This window comes from Cystobacter fuscus, from assembly GCF_044360685.1.
GTDB classification, from domain to species: Bacteria; Myxococcota; Myxococcia; order Myxococcales; family Myxococcaceae; genus Cystobacter; species Cystobacter fuscus_C.
Map to the genome: position 1 here is coordinate 3,210,295 of NZ_CP043491.1, position 20,392 is coordinate 3,230,686.

General features: G+C 64.9%; 7 protein-coding genes and 3 pseudogenes. 3 read left to right on the plus strand and 7 right to left on the minus strand.

Going from position 1 to position 20,392, the window contains the following annotated elements:
- The first annotated feature begins 254 nt into the window (after positions 1–254).
- Entirely contained in the window at positions 255–10,832 is a 10,578-nt protein-coding gene (locus tag F0U63_RS13270) for a SpvB/TcaC N-terminal domain-containing protein (protein WP_395846261.1), read from the plus strand.
- 10 nt (positions 10,833–10,842) lie between these two features.
- Positions 10,843–11,187, plus strand: coding sequence for a hypothetical protein (locus F0U63_RS13275; RefSeq protein WP_395846262.1), 345 nt, complete (start codon positions 10,843–10,845; stop codon positions 11,185–11,187).
- Between the two features lie 327 nt (positions 11,188–11,514).
- On the opposite strand, the pseudogene F0U63_RS13280 reads toward F0U63_RS13275, so the two are convergent.
- The 6 genes and pseudogenes from F0U63_RS13280 to F0U63_RS13305 all read right to left on the minus strand — a co-directional run.
- Positions 11,515–11,773: pseudogene (locus F0U63_RS13280) on the minus strand (integrase core domain-containing protein); the annotation flags it as partial.
- 49 nt (positions 11,774–11,822) lie between these two features.
- Positions 11,823–13,069, minus strand: a pseudogene (gene tnpC, locus F0U63_RS13285) (IS66 family transposase).
- A 106-nt stretch (positions 13,070–13,175) separates the two neighbouring features.
- Positions 13,176–13,433: pseudogene (locus tag F0U63_RS13290) on the minus strand (hypothetical protein); the annotation flags it as partial.
- Positions 13,434–13,442: 9 nt separating this feature from the next.
- A complete protein-coding gene (locus F0U63_RS13295; RefSeq protein ID WP_395846263.1) occupies positions 13,443–14,198 on the minus strand; it encodes a class I SAM-dependent methyltransferase in 756 nt (251 codons plus the stop codon).
- 221 nt (positions 14,199–14,419) lie between these two features.
- Positions 14,420–15,781, minus strand: coding sequence for an amidohydrolase family protein (locus tag F0U63_RS13300; RefSeq protein WP_395846264.1), 1,362 nt, complete (start codon positions 15,779–15,781; stop codon positions 14,420–14,422).
- 179 nt (positions 15,782–15,960) lie between these two features.
- Positions 15,961–18,039 (minus strand): hypothetical protein, encoded by a 2,079-nt coding sequence (locus F0U63_RS13305; RefSeq protein ID WP_395846265.1) that lies wholly within the window; start codon positions 18,037–18,039, stop codon positions 15,961–15,963.
- Between the two features lie 504 nt (positions 18,040–18,543).
- On the opposite strand from F0U63_RS13305, the gene F0U63_RS13310 reads away from it, so the two are divergent.
- Positions 18,544–19,455, plus strand: coding sequence for a phosphatidylinositol-specific phospholipase C domain-containing protein (locus F0U63_RS13310; RefSeq protein ID WP_395846266.1), 912 nt, complete (start codon positions 18,544–18,546; stop codon positions 19,453–19,455).
- Between the two features lie 29 nt (positions 19,456–19,484).
- On the opposite strand, the gene F0U63_RS13315 is transcribed toward F0U63_RS13310, so the two are convergent.
- Complete coding sequence (locus F0U63_RS13315) at positions 19,485–20,375, minus strand: alpha/beta fold hydrolase (RefSeq protein WP_395846267.1); 891 nt, start codon at positions 20,373–20,375, stop codon at positions 19,485–19,487.
- Between the last annotated feature and the right edge of the window lie 17 nt (positions 20,376–20,392).

Here is a 20,392-nt window from a genome sequence, read left to right on the forward strand (position 1 = left end):
GCCGCCGGGAACGCAGGTCTCGTTGATGCACGCGAGCCCGGTTTCACAATCATTACGCGCGCGGCAACTCTCGCCTGCCGCACCGCGTTGGAACGGTGTGTCGCTCGAGCAACCCGCCATCAGGCCGCTGCTCAGCATGATTCCGAGGATGAAGAGGGGCGACATGTATGTCCCCAGGCGCACAAGTACCTCCCTTGACAGTATGGAACTAAATTTGAAATCAAAGCCCCATGCTTAACTCCTTAGAAACCGAGATGTCCATTCATCGCGGTGGAGTTCTCTCTTCGCTCAAACTTTCCACCGCTGCGGTGATGATGCTGGTGGCCTCCCTGTCCTGCCAGGGCGGAGAGAACCCTACTGGACAGCTGGGGGAAAGCTCGGCGCGCCGGCTCACGCCCCGCGCGCTGGAAGTCGGCACGGACGTTGGGGCCTGGGCGCTCTTCGATCGCGATACCGCCATCGGCTGGAGGCCCTCCGCCAGCGAGCGGTACACGGATGTCACGGTGATCCTGGACGGAAGCCAGGAGGTCGTCGCGCTCAAGGTGTTCGGCCCGAGCCCCTACCAACTCTCGTTGGTCGATGTCCAGGGTCAGCGCATCTCGGGCCCTTATGATCTGGCGACCCTGACGAACGGATGGACGACGTTCCCGTTGCAGGTGCCGCTGCGGATGTCGCGCGTCACCCTGAGTTTCGTGCCCACGAACGATAGCGGGGCCGTGGTGCCCGAGGTGGAGCTCTGGGGCACCTCGGCGGCGCTGCCGCTCGCGTGGGAGCCGGCGGTGCCCCCCGGCGACGAGGTGCCCCCGGCGGGGCTCGCCGACGTACTACCCGCGACGCCTGAAACCGGAAGTCTCAGCCGCGAGCCGGTCAGTGGCTTCTCCGGCTGCACCACGTTCTCGTTCGAGCTCGCACGCCATCCCGGTGCATACCGGCGCGTCTGGCTGAGCTACCGCACCGAGGGTGTGTTCCGACCACTGGTCCTGACACGCGTCATCAATGGGGGGCCGGTGACGCGCGGCTTCTGGGTACCGCCCGCCGCGGATGCCTCGGGTGCGCAGGGCGCCTTCGTTCATCCCATCGATACCGAGCTCCTCCGTTTCGGGCGCAACCAGCTCGAGTTCTGCCTGCCTGGCGAGGCGCGCGGTACGGTCAAGCTCGATGGGGTCAAGCTCGTGGCCGAGTTGGATCACGGCAGCAACGTCATCGAGTCCATTTCCGTCGCGCCCTTCGATTCCATTCCCACACAAGGTGCAATGGCCTTGCTTCGCGAAGGCGGTGAGCCCGTCCCGGTCGCGGCGGGCCAGGAGCTCGTCGTCTCCTTCGAGCGGTTGATCTCTCCAGACGTGGTCCACATCGCTTCGGGGCCGGGGGTGAGCTGGTCGCTGCGCTGCGTGGGCGCTGGCGCGGTAGCGCATGACCTGCCGACCTCACGTGTCGAGGGCACCACGGGCACCAACACGTATGCCATCGACGACGCGGGCCGTGCGCATTGCGCTGGCCTGCGTCTGCGTCCCTCGGGAGATACCTCTGTCACGCGCCTGCGCGTCTTCGGCTCGGGCGCGGCTCGTCGCATCGACTTCCCGCTCATCGTGCTCGCGTCGGCCCGCGAGCACTTCGGCCACGAGGCCTGGGTGGATGGTTGGGCTCGTGCGCCCGGTCACGTGAGTGGTGGCGTGCGCATGAGCATCGACGGCCGGGAGACCGACACCACCACGGGTGTGTTCGCCTCCATGCTCCGGCGCACGTCCAAACCCGACGAGCACTGGCCGGTCACCATCACCGCCCGCTTCGCCGATGGCAGCACCTTCACACGTCAGTTCGTGCTCGACCGCGACGCCGGCCTCATGCCGGGTGCCGCTTCCCGGGACCCCGTGCTCGACGACGGCCTCACCCAGGAGGAGCGCCGCGCCCGCTACGGAGAGGTCGGGCAGCTTGCTGATGCCGAGGTCGCGCCTCGCGAGGCGAAGCGCATCGAGCTCGGCACCCGTGTCTCGGTCGAGATTCCAGCCACCGCCATGAAGGGCCGTAAGCGTGTCTCGCTCAAGCAGCTTGATGCCGCCCAACTGCCGCCCCTGGATGCGGGTCTCATCAATGTCACCGCGCCCTTCCGGCGCGCCTACGAGTTCCAGCCGCACGGCGAAAACTTCGACGACGCCCTGAAGATCTCGCTGCCCTATCAGCCCTCGCTGCTGCCACCGGGCTATGTGCCCGAGGACATCCAGACCTTCTACTATGACGAGACCCTGAAGCGCTGGGAGCCGCTCGCCCGCGCCGGGCTCGTGCGCGATCGGGAAGTGGTCGAGAGCCTCACCGACCATTTCACCATCATGATCAACGCGCTCGTGGTGTCACCCGAGCATCCGCAGATCGCCTCGTTCGATCCCAATCGCCTCAAGGGCATCAAGACGGCCACCCCCAGCGCGGGCATCCAGCTCATTCAGCCACCACAGGCGAGCTCCAGCGGTGACGCGGCACTGAACTACCCGCTGGAGATTCCCCCTGGCCGACTCGGCGTCCAGCCCTCGTTCGCGCTCGGTTACAACTCCGCGCGCGGCAACGGCTGGATGGGACTCGGTTGGGACATTGGCCTGTCGGCCATCGAGGCAGAGACCCGCTGGGGTGTTCCCCGCTACGACACCGCGCTCGAGACAGAGACCTACCTCTTCAATGGTGCCCAGCTCTCCCCCACCGCGCACCGGAGCCAGCCGCGCCCGCGCTCCACGGGCCCCACGGTGTTCCACCCACGCATCGAGGGCTCGTTCCAGCGCATCGTCCGCAATGGAAACAGTCCCAGCCGTTACTGGTGGGAGGTCACCGACCGCAAGGGCACACGCTACTTCTACGGCGGTACGCCCGAGACCAGCAGGCAATCCGAGGCCTGCCTGATGGACGATGACGGTCATGTCTTCCGCTGGGCTCTACGTGAGATCCGCGACACTCACGGCAACCGTGTGCGCTTCGACTACGACACGGTGACCTGGAGCGCGCCGGGACAGGTCCCTGGCCGAGAACTCTACCTGTCCTCCGCGCACTACACCCTGCGCGTGGGCGAGGACACGGCACCGTATCGCGTGGTCTTCCTGCGTGAGCGAGGCCGCCCGGATCTGATCGTGAGCGGTCGCGGTGGCTTCAAGCAGGTCACCGGCGAGCGCCTGAGCCGTATCGAGGTCCACTACCGCCAGACGCTCGTGCGAGCCTGGCAGCTCGAGTACGACCAGGGACCCTTTGGTAAGAGCCGGCTGAGGACGCTCACCCAGTTCGGCGTGGGCAACCAGCCGTTCCCGGGGAACGTGCACGCCTTCGAGTACTTCGACGAGGTCACCGAGCCGGGCGGCGTCTACCGCGGCTTCGATCCAGAGAAGCTGTGGAACGCGGGTGCGGAGGAACCCGATGTCGGGCTCGCGCTGCCGGGCGGATTCTACGACTCCATTGGAGAGGCCGACGCCAGCGCGCTCGGCGGGTCGCGGACGCGGTCGTTCGGAGGCCACCTGTACGTCGGCGTCGGCTTCGGCACGAGCAAGAACATCTCGGTCGGCGCCAAGGTTGGTCGGCGGTCCGACGACACCAAGGGCCGGGTCGCGCTCGCGGACGTCGACGGAGACGGCTTGGCCGACCGCGTGTTCCACAGCGCGAGCGGTGGTTACTTCTTCAACCGCAACCAGTCCGGCCCCGTGGGCCCCTCGAGCTTCGCGGCCTCAGCCCTCCCCGTCGAGGGTCTTCCTGCGCTGTCGCATGAGCGCTCGACCATGCACTTGTCCGTTGGCGCCGAGGCGTACTTCACCCCGGGCCAGTTCCACGCGAACCTGGCTTTCTCATCCGCCGAGCAGGACACCTACCTGTCCGACGTCAATGCCGACGGCCTAGTGGACCTGGTGCAAGGCTCCACGGTCTACTTCAACTGGCGGCGCCCGGACGGCCTGCCCCGGTTCGTCCCCGGAGACAGCAGCGGCACTCCGGTGCGTATCGGCGCGAGTGCCGTGGCGCCCGACGTATTGCCCACGTCCTTCGAGGACCCCAAGTTCGAAGACGAGCTCGACCGCCATGCGCCTCCCGTGGATGTGGTCCGCAGTTGGCAGGCGCCCTACCCGGGGCGAGTTCGCGTCTCTGGCGCAGTGCGCCTGAGTCAGACCCAGCGCTCTGGCGGGGATGGTCTCCGGGCCTCCATCGAACACGAGGGCTCGCAACTCTGGACGCATGTCTTCAATGCCACCGAGACCCAGCCGCAGAATCCCAGCGTGGAGGTGGAGGTCGCCGCGGGCGAGCGCATCCTCTTCCGGATCCATGCACTGGAGAACGAGTGGGATGACCGGGTGCAGTGGAACCCGCTCATTGAATACCTGGGAGTGGCTCCGGGCAAAGACGAGAACCTCCTCGACGTCCATCGCTTCAACGCCGCGGCCGAGTTCGTGCTCGCCGGGCGCGCCGGCACCGGGATGAATGTTCCCTATGCCGGAACCCTGCGGGTTTCGGGCCGGCTCACCAAGACACGCGAGACGTCCGACGACGTCTCCGTCATGCTCATGGTTGACGGCAAACCGGCAGTCACCCAGGTGCTCCCCGCCTCGTCTCGGAGCACTTTCACGCTCGATCAGGCGATCACGGTTCAGGCCCGGAGCTTCGTGGCGCTCCGCATCCACTCGGACTCGCCCATCGATCTGACCGCACTGGCCTTCGCACCCATCAGTGTCGCGGGCGGTGGCGTCAAGCATGGCCCGTGGATCCGCTACGCGAGCGCACGGGACGAGGACGGCCGGACCCTGCCCGTCGTGGACCATGAAGGGAAGCCTATCTTCGACATTCCCCTGATCTACGACATGACGGCGTATTCGCTGCGTGCACCGGAGAGTCCGCCACCGGCCTTCGTGCCTTCGGTCAGCCGGACCCTGCCCGTCGCGGCGAGAATCGATGTGGGCAGCATCCCGAGCAAGGCGACGGTCACCTTCACGGCGAAGAGCCAGGGGCGCCTGCTCGGGAAGAAGCAAGTCACCGTCGAAAATGGCGGCAGCTATACGGTGACCCTGGATGTACCGGTGACGGCCAATGAGCCGGTCTTCTTCTCCTTCTCCGTGAGCGACCTGGGGCTGTTCGATGCCATCCGGACCTCGCTCTTCACCGGCATTACCCCACTCCCCTACATCCGCTATGGCGTGGCGCAACCGGGCCGACTCTCGCATGGCTACCGCGGCTGGTCCTACGGTGGCTACAACGGGGGAGAGGAGCAGGGCGATCAGCCCATTCCACCCAGCGAGCTCGACAAGCCCCCTCCCTTCTACGGCAACGAGCCCCTCAATGAGCAGACGGCCCCAGACATGGCCCGCCGGTTCTCAGAGGAAGGCATGGGGGCATTCCCACTCCTGCCCATGCCCGACACGATGCCTTGCCGCTACACCGCGGAGGATGCCTTCGAGTGCAGCCCGGTGCGAGGTGGGCACTGGCAGGGGCCCCATGAACTCATCTATGTGACCGCGACCGAGATGTCGACCACTCGGCTCGGGGGTCCGCTGATGCGGCTCCCGAAGCCAGCGCAGGTCGCTGGGGCCTCGGCCGTGCCCCGCATCTCCCGTTCGCGCAACACGGCCGTGGGTGGCGGAGCCGGTCCCGCCTCCTTCTCCCAGTCCGACGGGAAGTCGAGCGGCCTGCTCGATTTCCTCGACATGAACGGCGATGGCTTCCCCGACGTGGTGTCGCCGGAGGTCATCCAGTACACGTCGCCCCTGGGAGTTCTGGCCGAGTGGCGCGGGGTGCCGAGCCGTGAGCTGCGCAGCACCAGCAGTGAGAGCTCGACGTTTGGCATTGGCGGCAATATCTCCACTGCGATCGCCACCGCGCGCGGCCTGATGGGTGGCGGTGCCGAGAAACCCGGGAATGGTTCCGCCAGCACCCAGCAGATGCAGCCGGTCGGTTTCTCCCTGAGCCTGGGCGCCAGCAAGGGAGACGCCACATCCGAGGCAGACCTCATGGACGTCAACGGTGACGGCCTTCCCGACCGGGTGTGGAAGGGAGCGGGGACGCTGGATGTGGCCCTCAATCTGGGCTACCGGTTCGCGGTTCGCGAGCCCTGGGGCCAGGCGGTCATCCACCAAGGTGTCACTCGGGAACAGAACGCCGGAGCCTCCTTCAGCTTCAACGATGGCATCTACGGGTTCGGCGGTGGCATCAACGGAAGCAACAGCCAGTCCGGAACCAGCTCGGGCGGGGGCTCCTGGTGTGGCGGCTCCCTGCTCGACGTCAACGGCGATGGTCTGATCGATTGCGCCGAGCAGGCGGGCGATGGGCTTCGGGTTTGGTTCAACCAGGGCCATCGCATTTCCGCAGTCCCGGTGAGCTGGCGGGGTGGCATTGGCGGCAAGGACCTCTCCGAGAACCAATCGACCACCCTCGGAGGTGGCGCCTACTTCACCATCAGCATCCCCATCTTCGCTGTCAGCCTCATCATCAACCCGGGCGCGGACTTCGGCGAATCGGTCGGCCGGCCCACCGCTTCCATCCAGGACATCGACGGCGATGGGCGTCCTGATCAACTGGTTTCCGACAACCCGCATGAAATCAAGGTGGCTCGCAACCGCACGGGCCGCACCGACCTCCTGCGCCACGTGAAGCGTCCGCTGGGGGCGGAGTTCTGGCTCGACTACACGCGCACTGGCAACACCCAGGACATGCCGCAGAGCCGCTGGGCCTTGAACGAGGTCAAGGTCTACGACGGCCAGGCGGACTCGGCCGAGTTCGGCCAGGTCACCGACTACTCGCTGCAGCGCATCCGGTATGAAGGGGGCCGCTACGACCGCTACGAGCGCGAATTCTACGGCTTCGCCCGGGTCGAGGTGGAAACGCTGGATACCCGCGGCTGGAACGGTGTCTCGTCCACGATCACGCTACCGGTCTACCGCCGCCAGAAGCTCGAGTTCCGCAACAACGGTTACCATGAGCGTGGCCTCATGGCTGAATCGCGACTCCTGGGCAGAGACGGCGCGATCTTCGAGCGCGCCACCTACCAGTACGAGCTCCGCGACATCGAAAGTGGCCGGGTGCTGACGCCCGAGCAGGCGGCGCGCACCGAGGCGGTGTTCCCGGCCCAGGTGGAGGAGCACCACTACCAGCACGAGGGCGCTCCCGACGCGTTCATCCACACTTTCACCACCCAGGACTACGACACCTACGGCAACGTCATCGCGCTCCATGATGCCGGCGGGCCGGGCTCAAGCGACGACTACCAGGCGGAGATGCAATACACCGGCAGGTCGTCCACCTGCCGCGCGCACCACATCGTGGGCATAGCCGATAGCATCATTGTGCGTGACGCGGCTGGCACGCTCCTGCGCAAGCGGGAGGCCAGCGTGGACTGCGCCAGTGGCGCGGGCGACGTGCGCCAGATCCGAGTGTCGCTCGACAGTGACACGGTCGCCCATACGGAACTCGACTACGACACCGATGGCAATCTGACGAGCGTCACCTCACCACCCAACCTCAACGGCCAACGCTACGAGCTGCGCTATACCTATGACGACGAGATACGAACCCACGTGGCTCGCATCGATGACAGCTTTGGCTATTATTCCACGGCTGGGCATGACCTGCGCTTCGGTGCACCCACGAGCGAGATCGACATCAATGGCAACCCGGTGCTCACCGAGTATGACGACTTCGGGCGCATCGCGCGTGTCCGTGGGCCCTACGAGATAGAGCGAGGTCTCGACTACACGATCCGATTCACGTACCGGCCTGATGCTGTGGTGCCCTACGCCACCACCGCAAACATGGATGTGTTCCGCAATGTGGCCGACCCGATCGAGACGGTGACCTTCGTGGATGGCCTCGGCCGGGCCATCCAGACGAAGAAGGATGGAACCCTGCACCGTGGAGTCGATACCGCGGCCCAGGACGCAGTGATCGTGTCGGGCCGCACGCACCTCGATCCCTGGGGCCGGGCGGTGGCGCGATGGTTCCCCACCGAGGAGCCCAAGAGCACGACGCGCAATCTGGCATTCACCCGGACCATGGATACCAGCGCGCCGCCCGCGCGCATCACCTACGATCTGCTCGACCGCGAACTCCAGGTCGTGATGCCCGATGATGCGCGGACATTGAAGACCTATACGCTGGGGCCAGCGCTCTTGGGGAGCGGACTGTGGGCGCTGACCACCACGATCGATGCCGAGAACAACCGCCGCGATGCTTGGCGTGACGCGCGCGGGAACATCCGCGCGGTAGTCGAGTACCTCGACGGACGGGCAATCACCACGCGCTACGACTACGATCCGCTCCAGCAGATCCGGCGTGTGCGTGACACGGTCGGCAATCTCACACGGTCGGATTATGACCTGGCCGGCCGGCGAACCGACGTTGTCCATCCCGACAGCGGACACACCCAGTTGGACTACGACGAAGCGGGCAATGTCATCCGCCGAATCACAGCCAACCTGCGGCGCGAAGGTGGGGCAATCGAATACCGGTACGACTTTACGCATCTGATCGGGATCCGCTATCCGCGTTACCAGGACAACGACGTGACCTATGCCTGGGGCGCAGCCTCGCTGCGTGGCCAGGGCGGTAATCGCGTGGGCCGTATCGTGCGCGTGGACGACGACAGCGGCTTCGAGGAGCGGCGCTACGGCGCACTCGGTGAGACGGTCTTCGAGCGGCGCAGCATCGACAGCCACACCATGGGCAATAGCTCCAATAGCCCAGAGATCTACGTGACGCGGTATCTCTACGATACCTGGGGACGGCTACAGCAGATGGTCTACCCGGATACCGAGGTGCTCACGTATGCCTACGATTCGGGTGGGCAGATCCGGGCAGCCGTAGGCGTGAAGCTGGGAGTTCAGTTCCCGTATGTGACCCGGTTGGAGTACGACCGATTCGATCAACGCGAGTTCCTGCAGACCGGGAACGGTATCCGTACGCACTACGACTATGACGCGCGCAGCCGACGACTCTCCACGTTGGAAGCCGGGGAGTTCCAGCGGTTCACATATAAGTTCGACAAGGTTGGCAACATCACCAGTTTGGTCAACGACGTCCAGCATGCCCGACCAAACGAGTACGGCGGGCGGGTCGAGCAAGGTTTCTCCTACGATGACCTGTATCGACTGACCAGTGCGACCGGCACGTGGTTCCAGCCACCGGGCAAACATAACGAATACTCGTACGTGCTACAGTACGACGACATCCATAACGTCAGGTCCAAGAACCAGCAGCACTGGATCCGCAATCGCAGTGACGGCAAGCCCATTCCGCAGCACAAGACCACCTACGCTTGGAATTACGATTACGGCTCCGCCAAGCCGCATGCTGCCACGCACGTTGGCGACCGGACGTTCTTCTACGATGACAACGGGAACCAGACGGGGTGGGACGACGACCGCAATGGGCAGCGGCGAACGATCGTCTGGGACGAGGAAAACCGTATCCGATCGATCTCCGACAATGGGCGGACCACGCGCTTCGTCTATGACGATGGCGGGGACCGGATCATCAAGACAGGTACCCAAGGCGAAACTGTCTATGTGAATGACAAGTGGACCGTGCGGAACCGGTCCGTGGGGACCAAGCACGTCTATGTCGGCACGACGCGCATTGCGTCCAAGCTGTCACCAGGCGATGCCCATGTGCGTCCGGATGAGCATGACTTGGTCGCCATGATGCTCGGCAAATGGTGGGAGCATCGCTCGGTGAACGGCCACGAAAGCGGTCGCAATGTGGAGAAGAATCCACATTACGAAGTGCCGAGCGAGATGCCGGATGATGGAATGCCGGATACGAACTTCCTGTATTTCTATCATCCTGATCATATTGGCAGCACAGGTTATGTGACCGATGTGGACGGAGCACTGTATGAGCACATGCAGTACTTCCCCTCCGGTGAGGCCTGGGTGGATCAAAGGTCCAACACCGAGCGACTTCCGCACTTGTTCAGCGGCAAGGAACTGGATCAGGAGACCGGGCTCTACTACTTCGGAGCAAGGTACTACGACCCTCGCGTGGGACTGTGGGCGAGCGCGGATCCCGCAGCCACCGAGTATCTCGATGGGGAAGCCAGCATCGGCGGCGTGTACCATCCGGTCAATCTGGCAACATATGCCTATGCAGGTCACAACCCGCAGAAATATACGGATCCAAATGGTCGTGCGCTCAACTTGGTCGCCGCAGCGATTGGTGCCGTAGGCGGAGGTATCATTGGTGGCGGTGTGGAGCTTGGTCGTCAGCTCTGGCGCGGGGAGGATGTCAACTGGAACCGGGTTGGTGCGACGGCCGCAGGTGGCGCAGTCGCGGGGGGGCTCGCTGGCCTGACTGCTGGGGGCAGCCTACTGGCGCAAGGGGCTATGGCCGGAGCTGCAAGCGCCGCGGGAGGCACGGTTACAAGAACAGCACTTGGTGAGAAGACAACGGGCACTGCTCTAGCCGTGGATGCTGCAGTGGGGGTAGCTACTTTTGGTATTGTGAAGGGCGGAAGCGCTGTATTGCGTTCCACTGGTTCCGCCGCGAACGGAGCAAGAGAGGGAACCACTACTCTTTATCGAGCTGTATCTGAGGCCGAGGTCCTAGATATCGGTCGTACAGGAACGATTCGGCCTGGCGCTGGAGCAATGGGCAATAAGTGGTTTGCGGAAACACCCCGTGACGCTGCTGCTTGGGGTAAGAAATTCTTTGCGTGGGACAAAGAGCCAGTCTGGACGTTACGGGTAGAGATTCCAAAACCCGTGGCAGATCAGATGATGCGGAACCCAATGCTTGATGGAATTGGGCCAGCGAGATCCGCACAGGGCGCGGTGCTTGATCTGATCAATCAAAACGGGCGCGTAGGTGTGCTTAATGGGAATGTGGTCCCATAGGGGCGAAATCATGGTTGGTGATCCTGAAAAATTTGCGCGGTTTGCGTTAGTGAAGGTGCATTGGCTAGATATTATTTCTCCACTTGAATATCCGTCTCTTCGGAAATTTGGCACTACTGGCTACCGTGAGGCCGATGGACCCGATGGTCTCTTCAGTATTTATGTGGTGCTGCTCGACGGACAGCCGGGACCGGGCGCAGAGCAGAATGCTCGGATATTCGCTCTGGTTGAAGAAATGGAGGACCGGCTCCCAACAGCAGGAGAGCACTTTGTCATTACGGCTGGAGCGAGGCCAGTTGCTCACTGCATTGGTATTAATCCGGGCTTGGACTCGCCTGCTAGGCAGGTAAAATGATGACCAAACCCAACCTGCTGCTCTCGACCGGATTGAGAGGCTGTCGGATAATAAGCCCTGCACTGCGCTGCCCGGGCTCACGGCTGGGCGAACGTGAAGGAGTTCATCGCTCCCGAGGGTTGCTCACGGAGGGTAACGTCTGTATGGAACCTCTACGCTCTCGTTGAACGCCTGAATGTGGGTCTCCCCTGTCGCACGAATCCAGAGTCCCAGATGAACCCCCTCGCCTTCTTCGGAGCCCCGGCCTTGATGCTCGCGCGCACGCCAAGCCGCCCTCCCATGAGATGCGCGGCAGGTGGGCTTGATCCGCTGACGAGGACAGTGGGGTTATGCTGCCAACTTCTGCGGTAGGGCTGCAAGCTCGAAGTTCACTGGACTGACATAGCCCAGGGTCGAATGCCGCCGCTGCTGGTTGTAAGAAGACCTCGATGTACTCGAAGAGTGCCAGCCGAGCCTGCTCGCGCGTAGTGAAGTCCGTGGTGTAGACGAGTTCCTGCTTCAAGGTACTGAAGAAGCTCTCCACCACGGCGTTGTCCCAGCAATTGCCCTTGCGCGACATGCTGCATTCAATCCCTCGTGCCGCCAGGCTTCATCATCCTGGCCCGGAAGAAGGGCGTCGGTAACCGTTCACCGACTCAGGCCGCGTTTACGAGCTGAAGCGTCTGCGGTGTCGGCAACAGCGAGGGGGTTGAATGGCCCCGTCGATGTGCTTTCAAGGTGTCGGTCAGGAACTCCAGTACGCCACGCCGTTGCAACTTGAGGGTGGTAACGACCGTGAGAATCCGCTCCACGAAACGACTGCCCTCGGGGCCTTGCGTCCCGAAAGATGTCTTCCTGTGCATGACGGCGTGACGCAGGCATCGCTCGCCAAAATTGTTCGTCGGCTCCAGGTCAGGCACGTCGACAAACGTCCACAGGCACTTCTCCCACCGCAGAATCTCCCGGGCCATGCCAGCCGTCTTCTTCTCCGCGCACACCGCAGCCCGGCGCAGCAGTCGGCCCACCTCGTGCTCCACCTCGGGCATCCTCCTCTCGAAGTCTTCGCGGCTCATGCTTCCGTCGCGCACCCGGTGGTACCATGTAAAGAAGAGATTGCGTTGGCTCATCAACTCCTCGCCGAGCTGCCCTCCCTTGCCGCCCCTGTCGATGAAGCCCTGGAAGTCTCGGGTGAGGTGGGCCCAACACACTTGCCGCGGGCCCGCGTCGTACCACTCGTACCCGCTCCACCTGTCACTCACGAGCAGGCCCGCGAAGTCCTCCCCCAGGAGGGCTCGCGCCACCTTGCCACCACGACTCTTGTCGATGTGAAAGACAGCCACCAGTGCGGTGGCCACCATCCACAACCAGGCGCGTTTGCCTCGGCCCTCTTTCCGTCCCTCCACCCATCCCGTCTCATCCGCATGGGCCCTGTCGGCGGCCCTCACGTACTCGCCAGCCTCGAGCACCGCTTTGGCGAGCGCCTCGGCCATGTCCCCTTCGAGGTTGACTACAACGGCGGCACCTCCACCACCTGATGCAGGTGTGGCTTGCCATCTTTCCCCATCAGTCGACGTCCACAGCCTTTGCACTGCTTGGGGACGAGTTCGACGAAGTGCTGCACCTGCTCGGGCGGCAACAGCTTCCGCTCATGCTTCTTGTGTCCAGGCTGGCCCCCTGGACGGCGGCCCGTGGGCTTCTTCGGCTGGCGCGGGGGGCCGGGGGCGTCCGAGGACGGCGGTTTGGAGGAATTGTTCGAGTTGAGCCCCAGCCGCTCCTTGAGTCGCTGATTCTCCTCCCTCAGCTGCTTGTTCTCCTCCTCCAACTGCGCGATGCGCTCCAGCGCCGCCTCCAGCCGTTTCTCCAACTGCGCTATCCGCGCGTCTCGGGGGCCCACCTCCGCCATCCCTCGGGTACACCACGCCCGCCGTCATCTTGTCCAGCACCACTTCTTTGGTCATGTCTCCCTTGGCCCCTCCTCAACCGAGCCGAGGCCGTGAACGGTTACGGGCGGCGTAGTACGTGCCCCGCGCCGCCGCGAAGTTGTAGAACCAGATGGCGCGCGTGGTGTTGTGGTTGTACATGCTCCGTGCGGTGGTGGTGACCAGATCACTGACAATGGGCTCCGTCACCACCCATTCGCCGAGATCCGCCAGTTCGCTGCCGCCCGCCGCGCCAGAGGCTACGTCCACCCATTTGATGTCCCAGCCCACCTGGGTGCCTCCCGTGTCGCCGCAGACGCCCTGGTCATTGGGCAGGGCGTCCTTCTCGGCGGAGGGCTACGACCTGGGCAGGAGGATCAGATCCTCATCCTGCTCCAGGCGATACACCCCGTCGTCGCCCCGGCAGCGCTCGGCGTGCACGCGAATCCTCGCATCGAGCGCGCGCACCTCGTCCTCGCTCAGGGCGGCGAGCTGCTCCGCCGTGAAACAGCCCTCGAGCACGAAGAAGCGGCAGAGCGTGTACATCTCCTCGAAGGTCCTCGCCACGAACCCGCTCATCGTCGGGAGCACCTCGTGCGGCAGCCGCTTCTGCTGGAGGGTGGTGAGCAACTGCTCACCGAACAGCATCGTCTCCGAGAAGTCGCGACACAGCTCGTAGGTGGGCCCCCGGCCAGCGGCCATGACGATCACACAGGAGCCTCCGGGGCGCACGAACGAGACCAGTCTGTCGATGAACGCTCCCCAGTCGGAGAGCGGCACGTGGTACAGGACGTGCGAGCACACGACGAACTCATATCGTTCGGGCGAGTGGTAGCGCTCCAGGGGCTCGAGAAGGATTTTCGCCTTCTCGAGCTTGAACCCGGCGATCTGGTTCTGATTGGGCTCGAGCAAGGTGAGCGAGCTGAAGTGCGGCGCGAGCCGTTCGGCCACCTTGCCCGACCCCGCGCCCACATCCAGCAGCGTGGGCTGCTTCGGCAGCCGGGGGAGGATTCGCTCCTCGACGACCTGCTGGATGTTCTCGGGGTGCCGGGCGGAGGCCGCGAGCAAGCGGAACGCCGTGGCGTACTCCTGCGGAGACATCGTGATTCCCATGGCAGGCTCCCTCTCCTCGGGGCCATGCCCCAGGCGCTGGCCCGTCTCGGCCGACTCTCGTCGGCGCACAGTATAGGAGCGGGTAGCGAACCTGGCACCCAGAGAAGGTGTCCGACGAATCGCATGAACCGGTTTCGCCTGACACCACCTCGAAGGTCCGCCGGGATGGCTCCGCGCCGAAGGAGCGATAGGCCCGGGTCATCGAAGGTGGGAGGCGCCCGTCAGCGCACGGCGCCCTCGGCCTGTCCTTCCCCGGCCCGGGCGTCCAGCACCACCCGGCCCTCCTTCATGACGAACCGGACCTGCTCCAGCGCGCCCAGGTCCTTCAGCGGGTCCCCCTTCACCGCGAGCACGTCCGCGAGCTTGCCGGCTTCGAGGGAGCCGAGCCGGTCGTGCAGGCGAAGCAGCTCCGCCGCGTTCACCGTCGCCATGCGCAGGATGTCCACCGGTGACAGGCCCGCCTCGGCATAGGCGGTGAGCACCCGCCGGCTGGCCTGTCCCCGCGTCAGCCCCGGTATCGCCCCGTACATGTCCGAGCCCGCGGCGAGCGGCACTCCCGCGGCCGCCGCGCGACGGAGGCGCTCGTGCTGCCGGGCAATGCCCTTCTTGCAGCGCTCCTCCAGGCGGCGCCTGAGCTCCGGGTCGGCCGCCGTCGCCCCGACGCTGATGCAATCCGCCGCCGCGCTATCGGTGGGCACCAGGAAGATGCGCTTGCGCGCCATGGTCGCCAGCACGTCCTCGGGCAGCGAGTACGCGTGCTCGACGGAGTCCACTCCCGCCTGGACCGCGAGGCGCACGCTGTCGTCGTTCGTGGCGTGCGCCGCCACCGGGCGCTTGCGGCGGTGCGCCTCCTCGGTGATGGTCTTCAGTTCCTCCAGGGTGAGCAGGTTGGGGCCGTTGTCGACGATGACCTTGATGCAGTCCGCGCCGTCATGGAGTGCCTGCCGCACCGCGCGCCGGGCCGCCTCCACGCCCGAGACGGTGGCGTACTCCTCCTCGATGAGACCCTGCGCCAGCGGCTGGAGCGTGTCCATCTGCCCCCCGGGCGGCGCGAGCGCGCGGGTACACGCGGAGAGGCGCGGCCCCGTCACCCAGCCCTCCTGGATGGCCTTGCGCAGCGCCACGTCCCCATTCCGACCGGAGTTGCCCAGATCGCGCACCGTGGTGAAGCCGGCTTCCAGCATCTCGCGGCCCAGCTTCGCGCCCAGCAGCGCGCGCTCGGCGGTACTCGTCCGGGCCACGTAGTCCAGGAGGGAGCCATTGCTGTCCAGCGGGACCTCCAGCAGCAGGTGCGAGTGCGCGTCCACCAGCCCTGGCAGGAGGGTGACGTCGCCCAGGTCGATGACCCGCGTTCCCGGAGGAATGGGGAGGCGGGTGCCCACGGCCTGGATGCTCGGTCCCTCGACGAGGACGACCGCGTCCGGCAGGAGCCGGGCGTTCTTCCCGTCGAAGAGTCTCGCGGCGCGCAGCGCGAGGCGCGCGGGCCCCTGGGAGTCGGGCGCCTGGGCCCGGGCGGGCCCCGAGAGACTCCAGAGCAGGACCACTCCAACGACCGCCAGCAATCGCCTGGAAGAAGAAAACATCACGCGGCTCCTCGGCACGGGGCTCCCCACGCTCCCCCGGTCGCCGCGGGAAGACAAGCCACTTCCCCGCGGGGAGGTGACGCGCGCCACGCAGGCCCTGCCGCCGTGCCCTCCTTGACCAGTATGGGCCCAGGGCGGAAACCCCGGGCTCACACCTGAAGCCCCCTCCACGCTCCGAGCTAGTTCTGCACGGTGAAGCGGATGGAGAGCGGGATGCCCCCCAGGCCGGAGGCACTGGCTCCACTGTATGGAGTGGCATACACCGCGTGCTCGCCCAGTCCGAGGGGCATGCCCACCGCGTAGGGCACGCTGTTGTCGGCGGACGTGGCACCGTCGAGGACGAAGCGGACGCTGCCTACCACCGATGGGTAGGTGGTGGCCTGGATGACGGGTTGGGTGATTCCCTGGCCCGCCAGAGTGCTCAGGTCGATGATCTTGCCATTCTCGAGCGGAGCGTACCCGGGCACGGCCTGACCCGTGGCGGCGTCGATGAGCGAGAAGGACTCCACCGAGCTCACCACACCAGGCAATGAAGAGGTCGGGGTGATGGTGAGGGTCTCACCCGAGAAGGTCCTCACGTTGAAGGACGGGAACTGCTCGTTGTACGTGCGCGTCAGATCCTGCAGCGTGCGCAGGGCGAACAACTCACCCAGGCGGACCGCGCTGTCGTGGTCACTGCGCCAGTGCACACCCGCGAAGAGACGTGCCACGCCAATGTTCGAGGCCAGCTTGTCCAGCTCGTCGAATACCATCAGCGTTCCACCGGTATAGGGTTGGAGCCCCGACCCGTTGGAGGTTTCCTGGGGGTTGCGGATGGGGAAGTCCTTGTGGAAGGCCTTGAGCATCGTCACCCCCGCTCCAATATAGGTGGAGTGGCCCGAGCCGTAGGCTGGATGCAGGGGGGCGCCCTCGGGGAAGGTCTGGGACAGCAGGTACGTCCCCCCGCCAGGGAGGCCACGCTGGCTGTTGAGCGCGGTGTTGTTGTTGAAGACTCGCGCGAGCACGGGGGACGCCAGCAACTCCGGATGGATGGGATAGGTCCGACGGTTGAACAGCTGGTTGTCCACGTGGCCACCGAACTCCTCCGGCCGCAACCGGCGATGCACCAACCACTTCTGGTACCAGGCCGCGCGCAACGCGGTGTTGGTGACCAGCGTGGAGACGGACAGGGTGTCGGAACTGGCGAGTGTGACGAACGCCTCCTGCTTCACATAGGAGAGGTAGGGGTTCCAGGAGGCCATGGCCAGGGGTGAGCTCTTGGGATCCGGTTCGTAGCTGCCATCGGGCAGGAAGTCTCCCTGGCGCAGGAGCAGGAGCGCGGCGCTCAGGGTGGCCTGAATGGGGTAGTCGTTGTGGACATACTCCGCCAGGCCTCGCGCGTTGTGGAGGTAGAGACGCGTGCCATTGGTGCCCTCGAGCTGGTCGATGAGTCCGCCGTTGAGCGTGGGCACCTGTCCATTCTGGATGTTCAGCCACTCCTCGTATTGGGTCATCCGGTCATCACCCCTGCGGCGCTCCAGGTTGCGCTGCTCCAGGAGTTGATAGCCGACGGGCTCTCTTGGTCCGGAGGCGAAGGGACCCGCGCCGTAGGGAATGGGCTTGAGGAGGAATTGCGAAATGAAGGGACCATTCAGAGCCCCTCCCACATTGGCGCGGAAGAGGAGGTTGGCGGTCACCCTGGCGCCGTCCGCCTTGGCGCCCCGGTAGTGCGGCAGATTGTTGAGCCGTTGGGCCGCCGCGACGGTGACGGCGGCGCTGGGATATTGGTAGAAGTCCACGTCCCGCACGAGCGACATCCAATACAACTCTTCCATCTCCCCCGCGGTCTCGGCGCTGGCATAGGCGGGCGCGGGGCGGATGGCCAGGGCGTGAGGATCCGGCCCTACGAGGGTGAAGGAATACGCCGACTGGGGATTGACCAGCTTGCGCGTTCCTCCGAGTGGAATGGCCTCGAAGTCCGCCGGGTTGCCGGTGCCGAGCGCGAGCAACATCTTTTGATAGGCCGTGGGCTCCACGGTGCCAGTCGAGTCATGCGGCAGGCCCTTGCTATAATTGGCGAACCGGGAGGGGTAGCGCTGCTCGTCGCCATTGTTCGGGTGTGCTGGCAACGGTTGGCTTCGTTGGAAACGGGCCGCGTCGATCCGGAGCTGCTCGGCGAGATCCGCACGTTGCGCATTGCCCACGGGAACCTGGGCCACGGCGAGGCCAGACAGCGTCAGTCCAAACAAGAGTGGAGAGAGGGAGGAATGCATTCTCATGGGCAGCGCAATCCATAACATCTCCCCTGGATGGCTCCGCACCAGGAACTCTAGCACAAGGGCGCGGGTGTACCCGAGGAGACATTCGACCCCCCGTTTCAACGCCCGCGGCGTCCCTCCCTGGACAGTCTTGTGGTCATCCCCAACCAAAAGAAGGTGGACTGGCCACGGTGGACGACCGGGAGATGCTCTGCCGGCTCGACTGCTCCCGCCTGAAGGGGATGTCGCCCGCCTGGGTGCCACTCTCCACTACAGGAACTCGTTCACTTCGGGGGCTGTAGGGTACTTGCTTACGTGCTCGGGAGCTTCCTACGGGTCCCTTTGACTCCCGCTATTGGCGAATCTAAAATCTCCTGACACCCTCCTCGCTTCTTCTTCTTCTTCGTGGGCTCGACGAAATTGGGAGAGTGGCCGGTGCCGTTCGTGACCGGAGAATGCACGGACGGAGCCAATCCGAAGTGAGCGTTCCATCTGGGGCAACGCCGAGATGAGAGAGGAGTGTGTATGGCCGGCAATGATTGGATGAGCCAGCTCGATGATCGGAGATCCATCACGGAACTCGCGATTCCTGGAACCCACGATACGGGCGCCTACAACCCGGGAGACTGGACCGAGTTCAATCGACCGATGACGTTCGCGCAGAGTCTCGACATTCCCGGGCAGCTGAACGTGGGCGTCAGGGCGCTGGACCTTCGGTGTGGCTCAAACTATTACGGCCAGAGCTTCAGCCTCTACCACGGCCCTTATCAATTACCGGACTACATCCCCGACGTGATCACTTCCGTGGTGACGTTCCTGAATGCCAATCCGTCCGAGTTCGTGATATTGATGCTCAAGATTGAGCCGCCCGGGAGTTCCGACTGGAGCGTCAAGCTCAATGACATCATCAACAACGGATTGGGGAACAAGCTCGTACGGCGCCTGAACCGCGAGACGAGGTGGCCCACCGTCGGTGAAATGCGCGGAAAGGTCCTGGTGCTCAGCCGCTTTCCACAGCCGCATCAGTATCACTTCGACACGCGAGCCTGGGGCGACGACGTCCAAGACCAGACCATCCAAGTGACGAGCGCCATCTACAATCACCCCCAACGCCTCAACGTGCGCCTTCAGGACCTCTACAACAAGCCGACCTTGCAGAACAAGCTCCAGGCCGTCCAGGCCGCCCTTCGCGCGGCGAAGTCGTCGGCGCTGAGGGTGACGACGGATACCCTGTTCCTCAATTTCGCCAGCTATGTCGTCATGTGGGCGCAGCCCAGGGAGATCGGGCGGGACCGGATGAACCCGCGGCTCCAGGCCATGGCCTCGAAGTGCGGGGTCGTGTGCGTGGATAACGCGGACGCGGCGACCATCTCCTCAATCTACAATGACAACACCTTTGCCGTGGCCATGCGACGCCGCGGGAGTGTGTCGTTCTAGCATTGCCGTCCTCCGCGCCCGATTCCAGCTCATGCGGCCTGGGATGGACGTGCCAGCTCTTCCAGGAAGCGCACGACGCGGGCGTTGACGTGCTCGGGCTTCTCGCCGGACAACAGGTGGCCGGCATGGGGGACGAGCTCGGCCTGGAGGTGGGGGATGAGTTGCCGCGCACGCTCCACCAGGGCCGGGCCGTTGGTGATGACCTCCTTGTCGCCCACCAGCAGCAGCGTGGGCACGAGTAGCCGCCGGAGTTCCTCCTCCGGGAAGGGACCCGGCCGCGCCCCCAGCCGCGAGCGGAAATGCCTCATCCCCGCCGCGAACAGTTCCGAGGATTCCCGAGGCGCGATGTTCCCCGGGGCGCACATCCACCGTTCGGACCACTCGAAGACGGGGCGGTACGGGAAGAGCATGCATGGGATGGCGTGGAGGATGAACTGAATCCCCACCTGCACGAAGCAGCCCGCGGGCGCGATCAGCACCAGCGCCTTCACGCGCGCGGGCACCTTCAGCGCGAAGTTGAGGCTCAGCCAGCCTCCCAGTGACTGCCCGCCCACCACGGATGACTCCACCTTCAGCCCGTCCATCACCTCCCCGAGCCAGGCGGCGCAATCGTCACGACTCTTCATCGGCTGCGCCACCTCGCTCCAACCGAAGTCCCCTGGCACCTCGGGCATGTAGACCCGATGGGTCCGGGCGAGCGCGGCGATGTTGGGGGCCCACATGGTCGAGGACCCCGTCATCCCGTGCAGCAGGAAGAAGGGAGGCGCCTCGCGAGGCCCGCTCACGAGCACGTGCGTCCGCCCGAAACGCGTGGGCACGAAGAGCCTCTCCACGGGGACGGGCCAGCGCTCCAGGGCCTTGTCGTAGACGGTCGTGAACTCGCTCTGCCCTGCCTGCGTCTTGAATGAGGGATTCATCATGGTGGGGACCTTTGCTC

Coding starts and splice junctions, on each gene's coding strand:
- F0U63_RS13270 (WP_395846261.1), top strand. CDS start 255: ATGTCCATTCATCGCGGTGGAGTTCTCTCTTCGCTCAAACTTTCCACC.
- F0U63_RS13275 (WP_395846262.1), top strand. CDS start 10,843: ATGGTTGGTGATCCTGAAAAATTTGCGCGGTTTGCGTTAGTGAAGGTG.
- F0U63_RS13295 (WP_395846263.1), bottom strand. CDS start 14,198: ATGGGAATCACGATGTCTCCGCAGGAGTACGCCACGGCGTTCCGCTTG.
- F0U63_RS13300 (WP_395846264.1), bottom strand. CDS start 15,781: ATGTTTTCTTCTTCCAGGCGATTGCTGGCGGTCGTTGGAGTGGTCCTG.
- F0U63_RS13305 (WP_395846265.1), bottom strand. CDS start 18,039: ATGAGAATGCATTCCTCCCTCTCTCCACTCTTGTTTGGACTGACGCTG.
- F0U63_RS13310 (WP_395846266.1), top strand. CDS start 18,544: ATGGCCGGCAATGATTGGATGAGCCAGCTCGATGATCGGAGATCCATC.
- F0U63_RS13315 (WP_395846267.1), bottom strand. CDS start 20,375: ATGATGAATCCCTCATTCAAGACGCAGGCAGGGCAGAGCGAGTTCACG.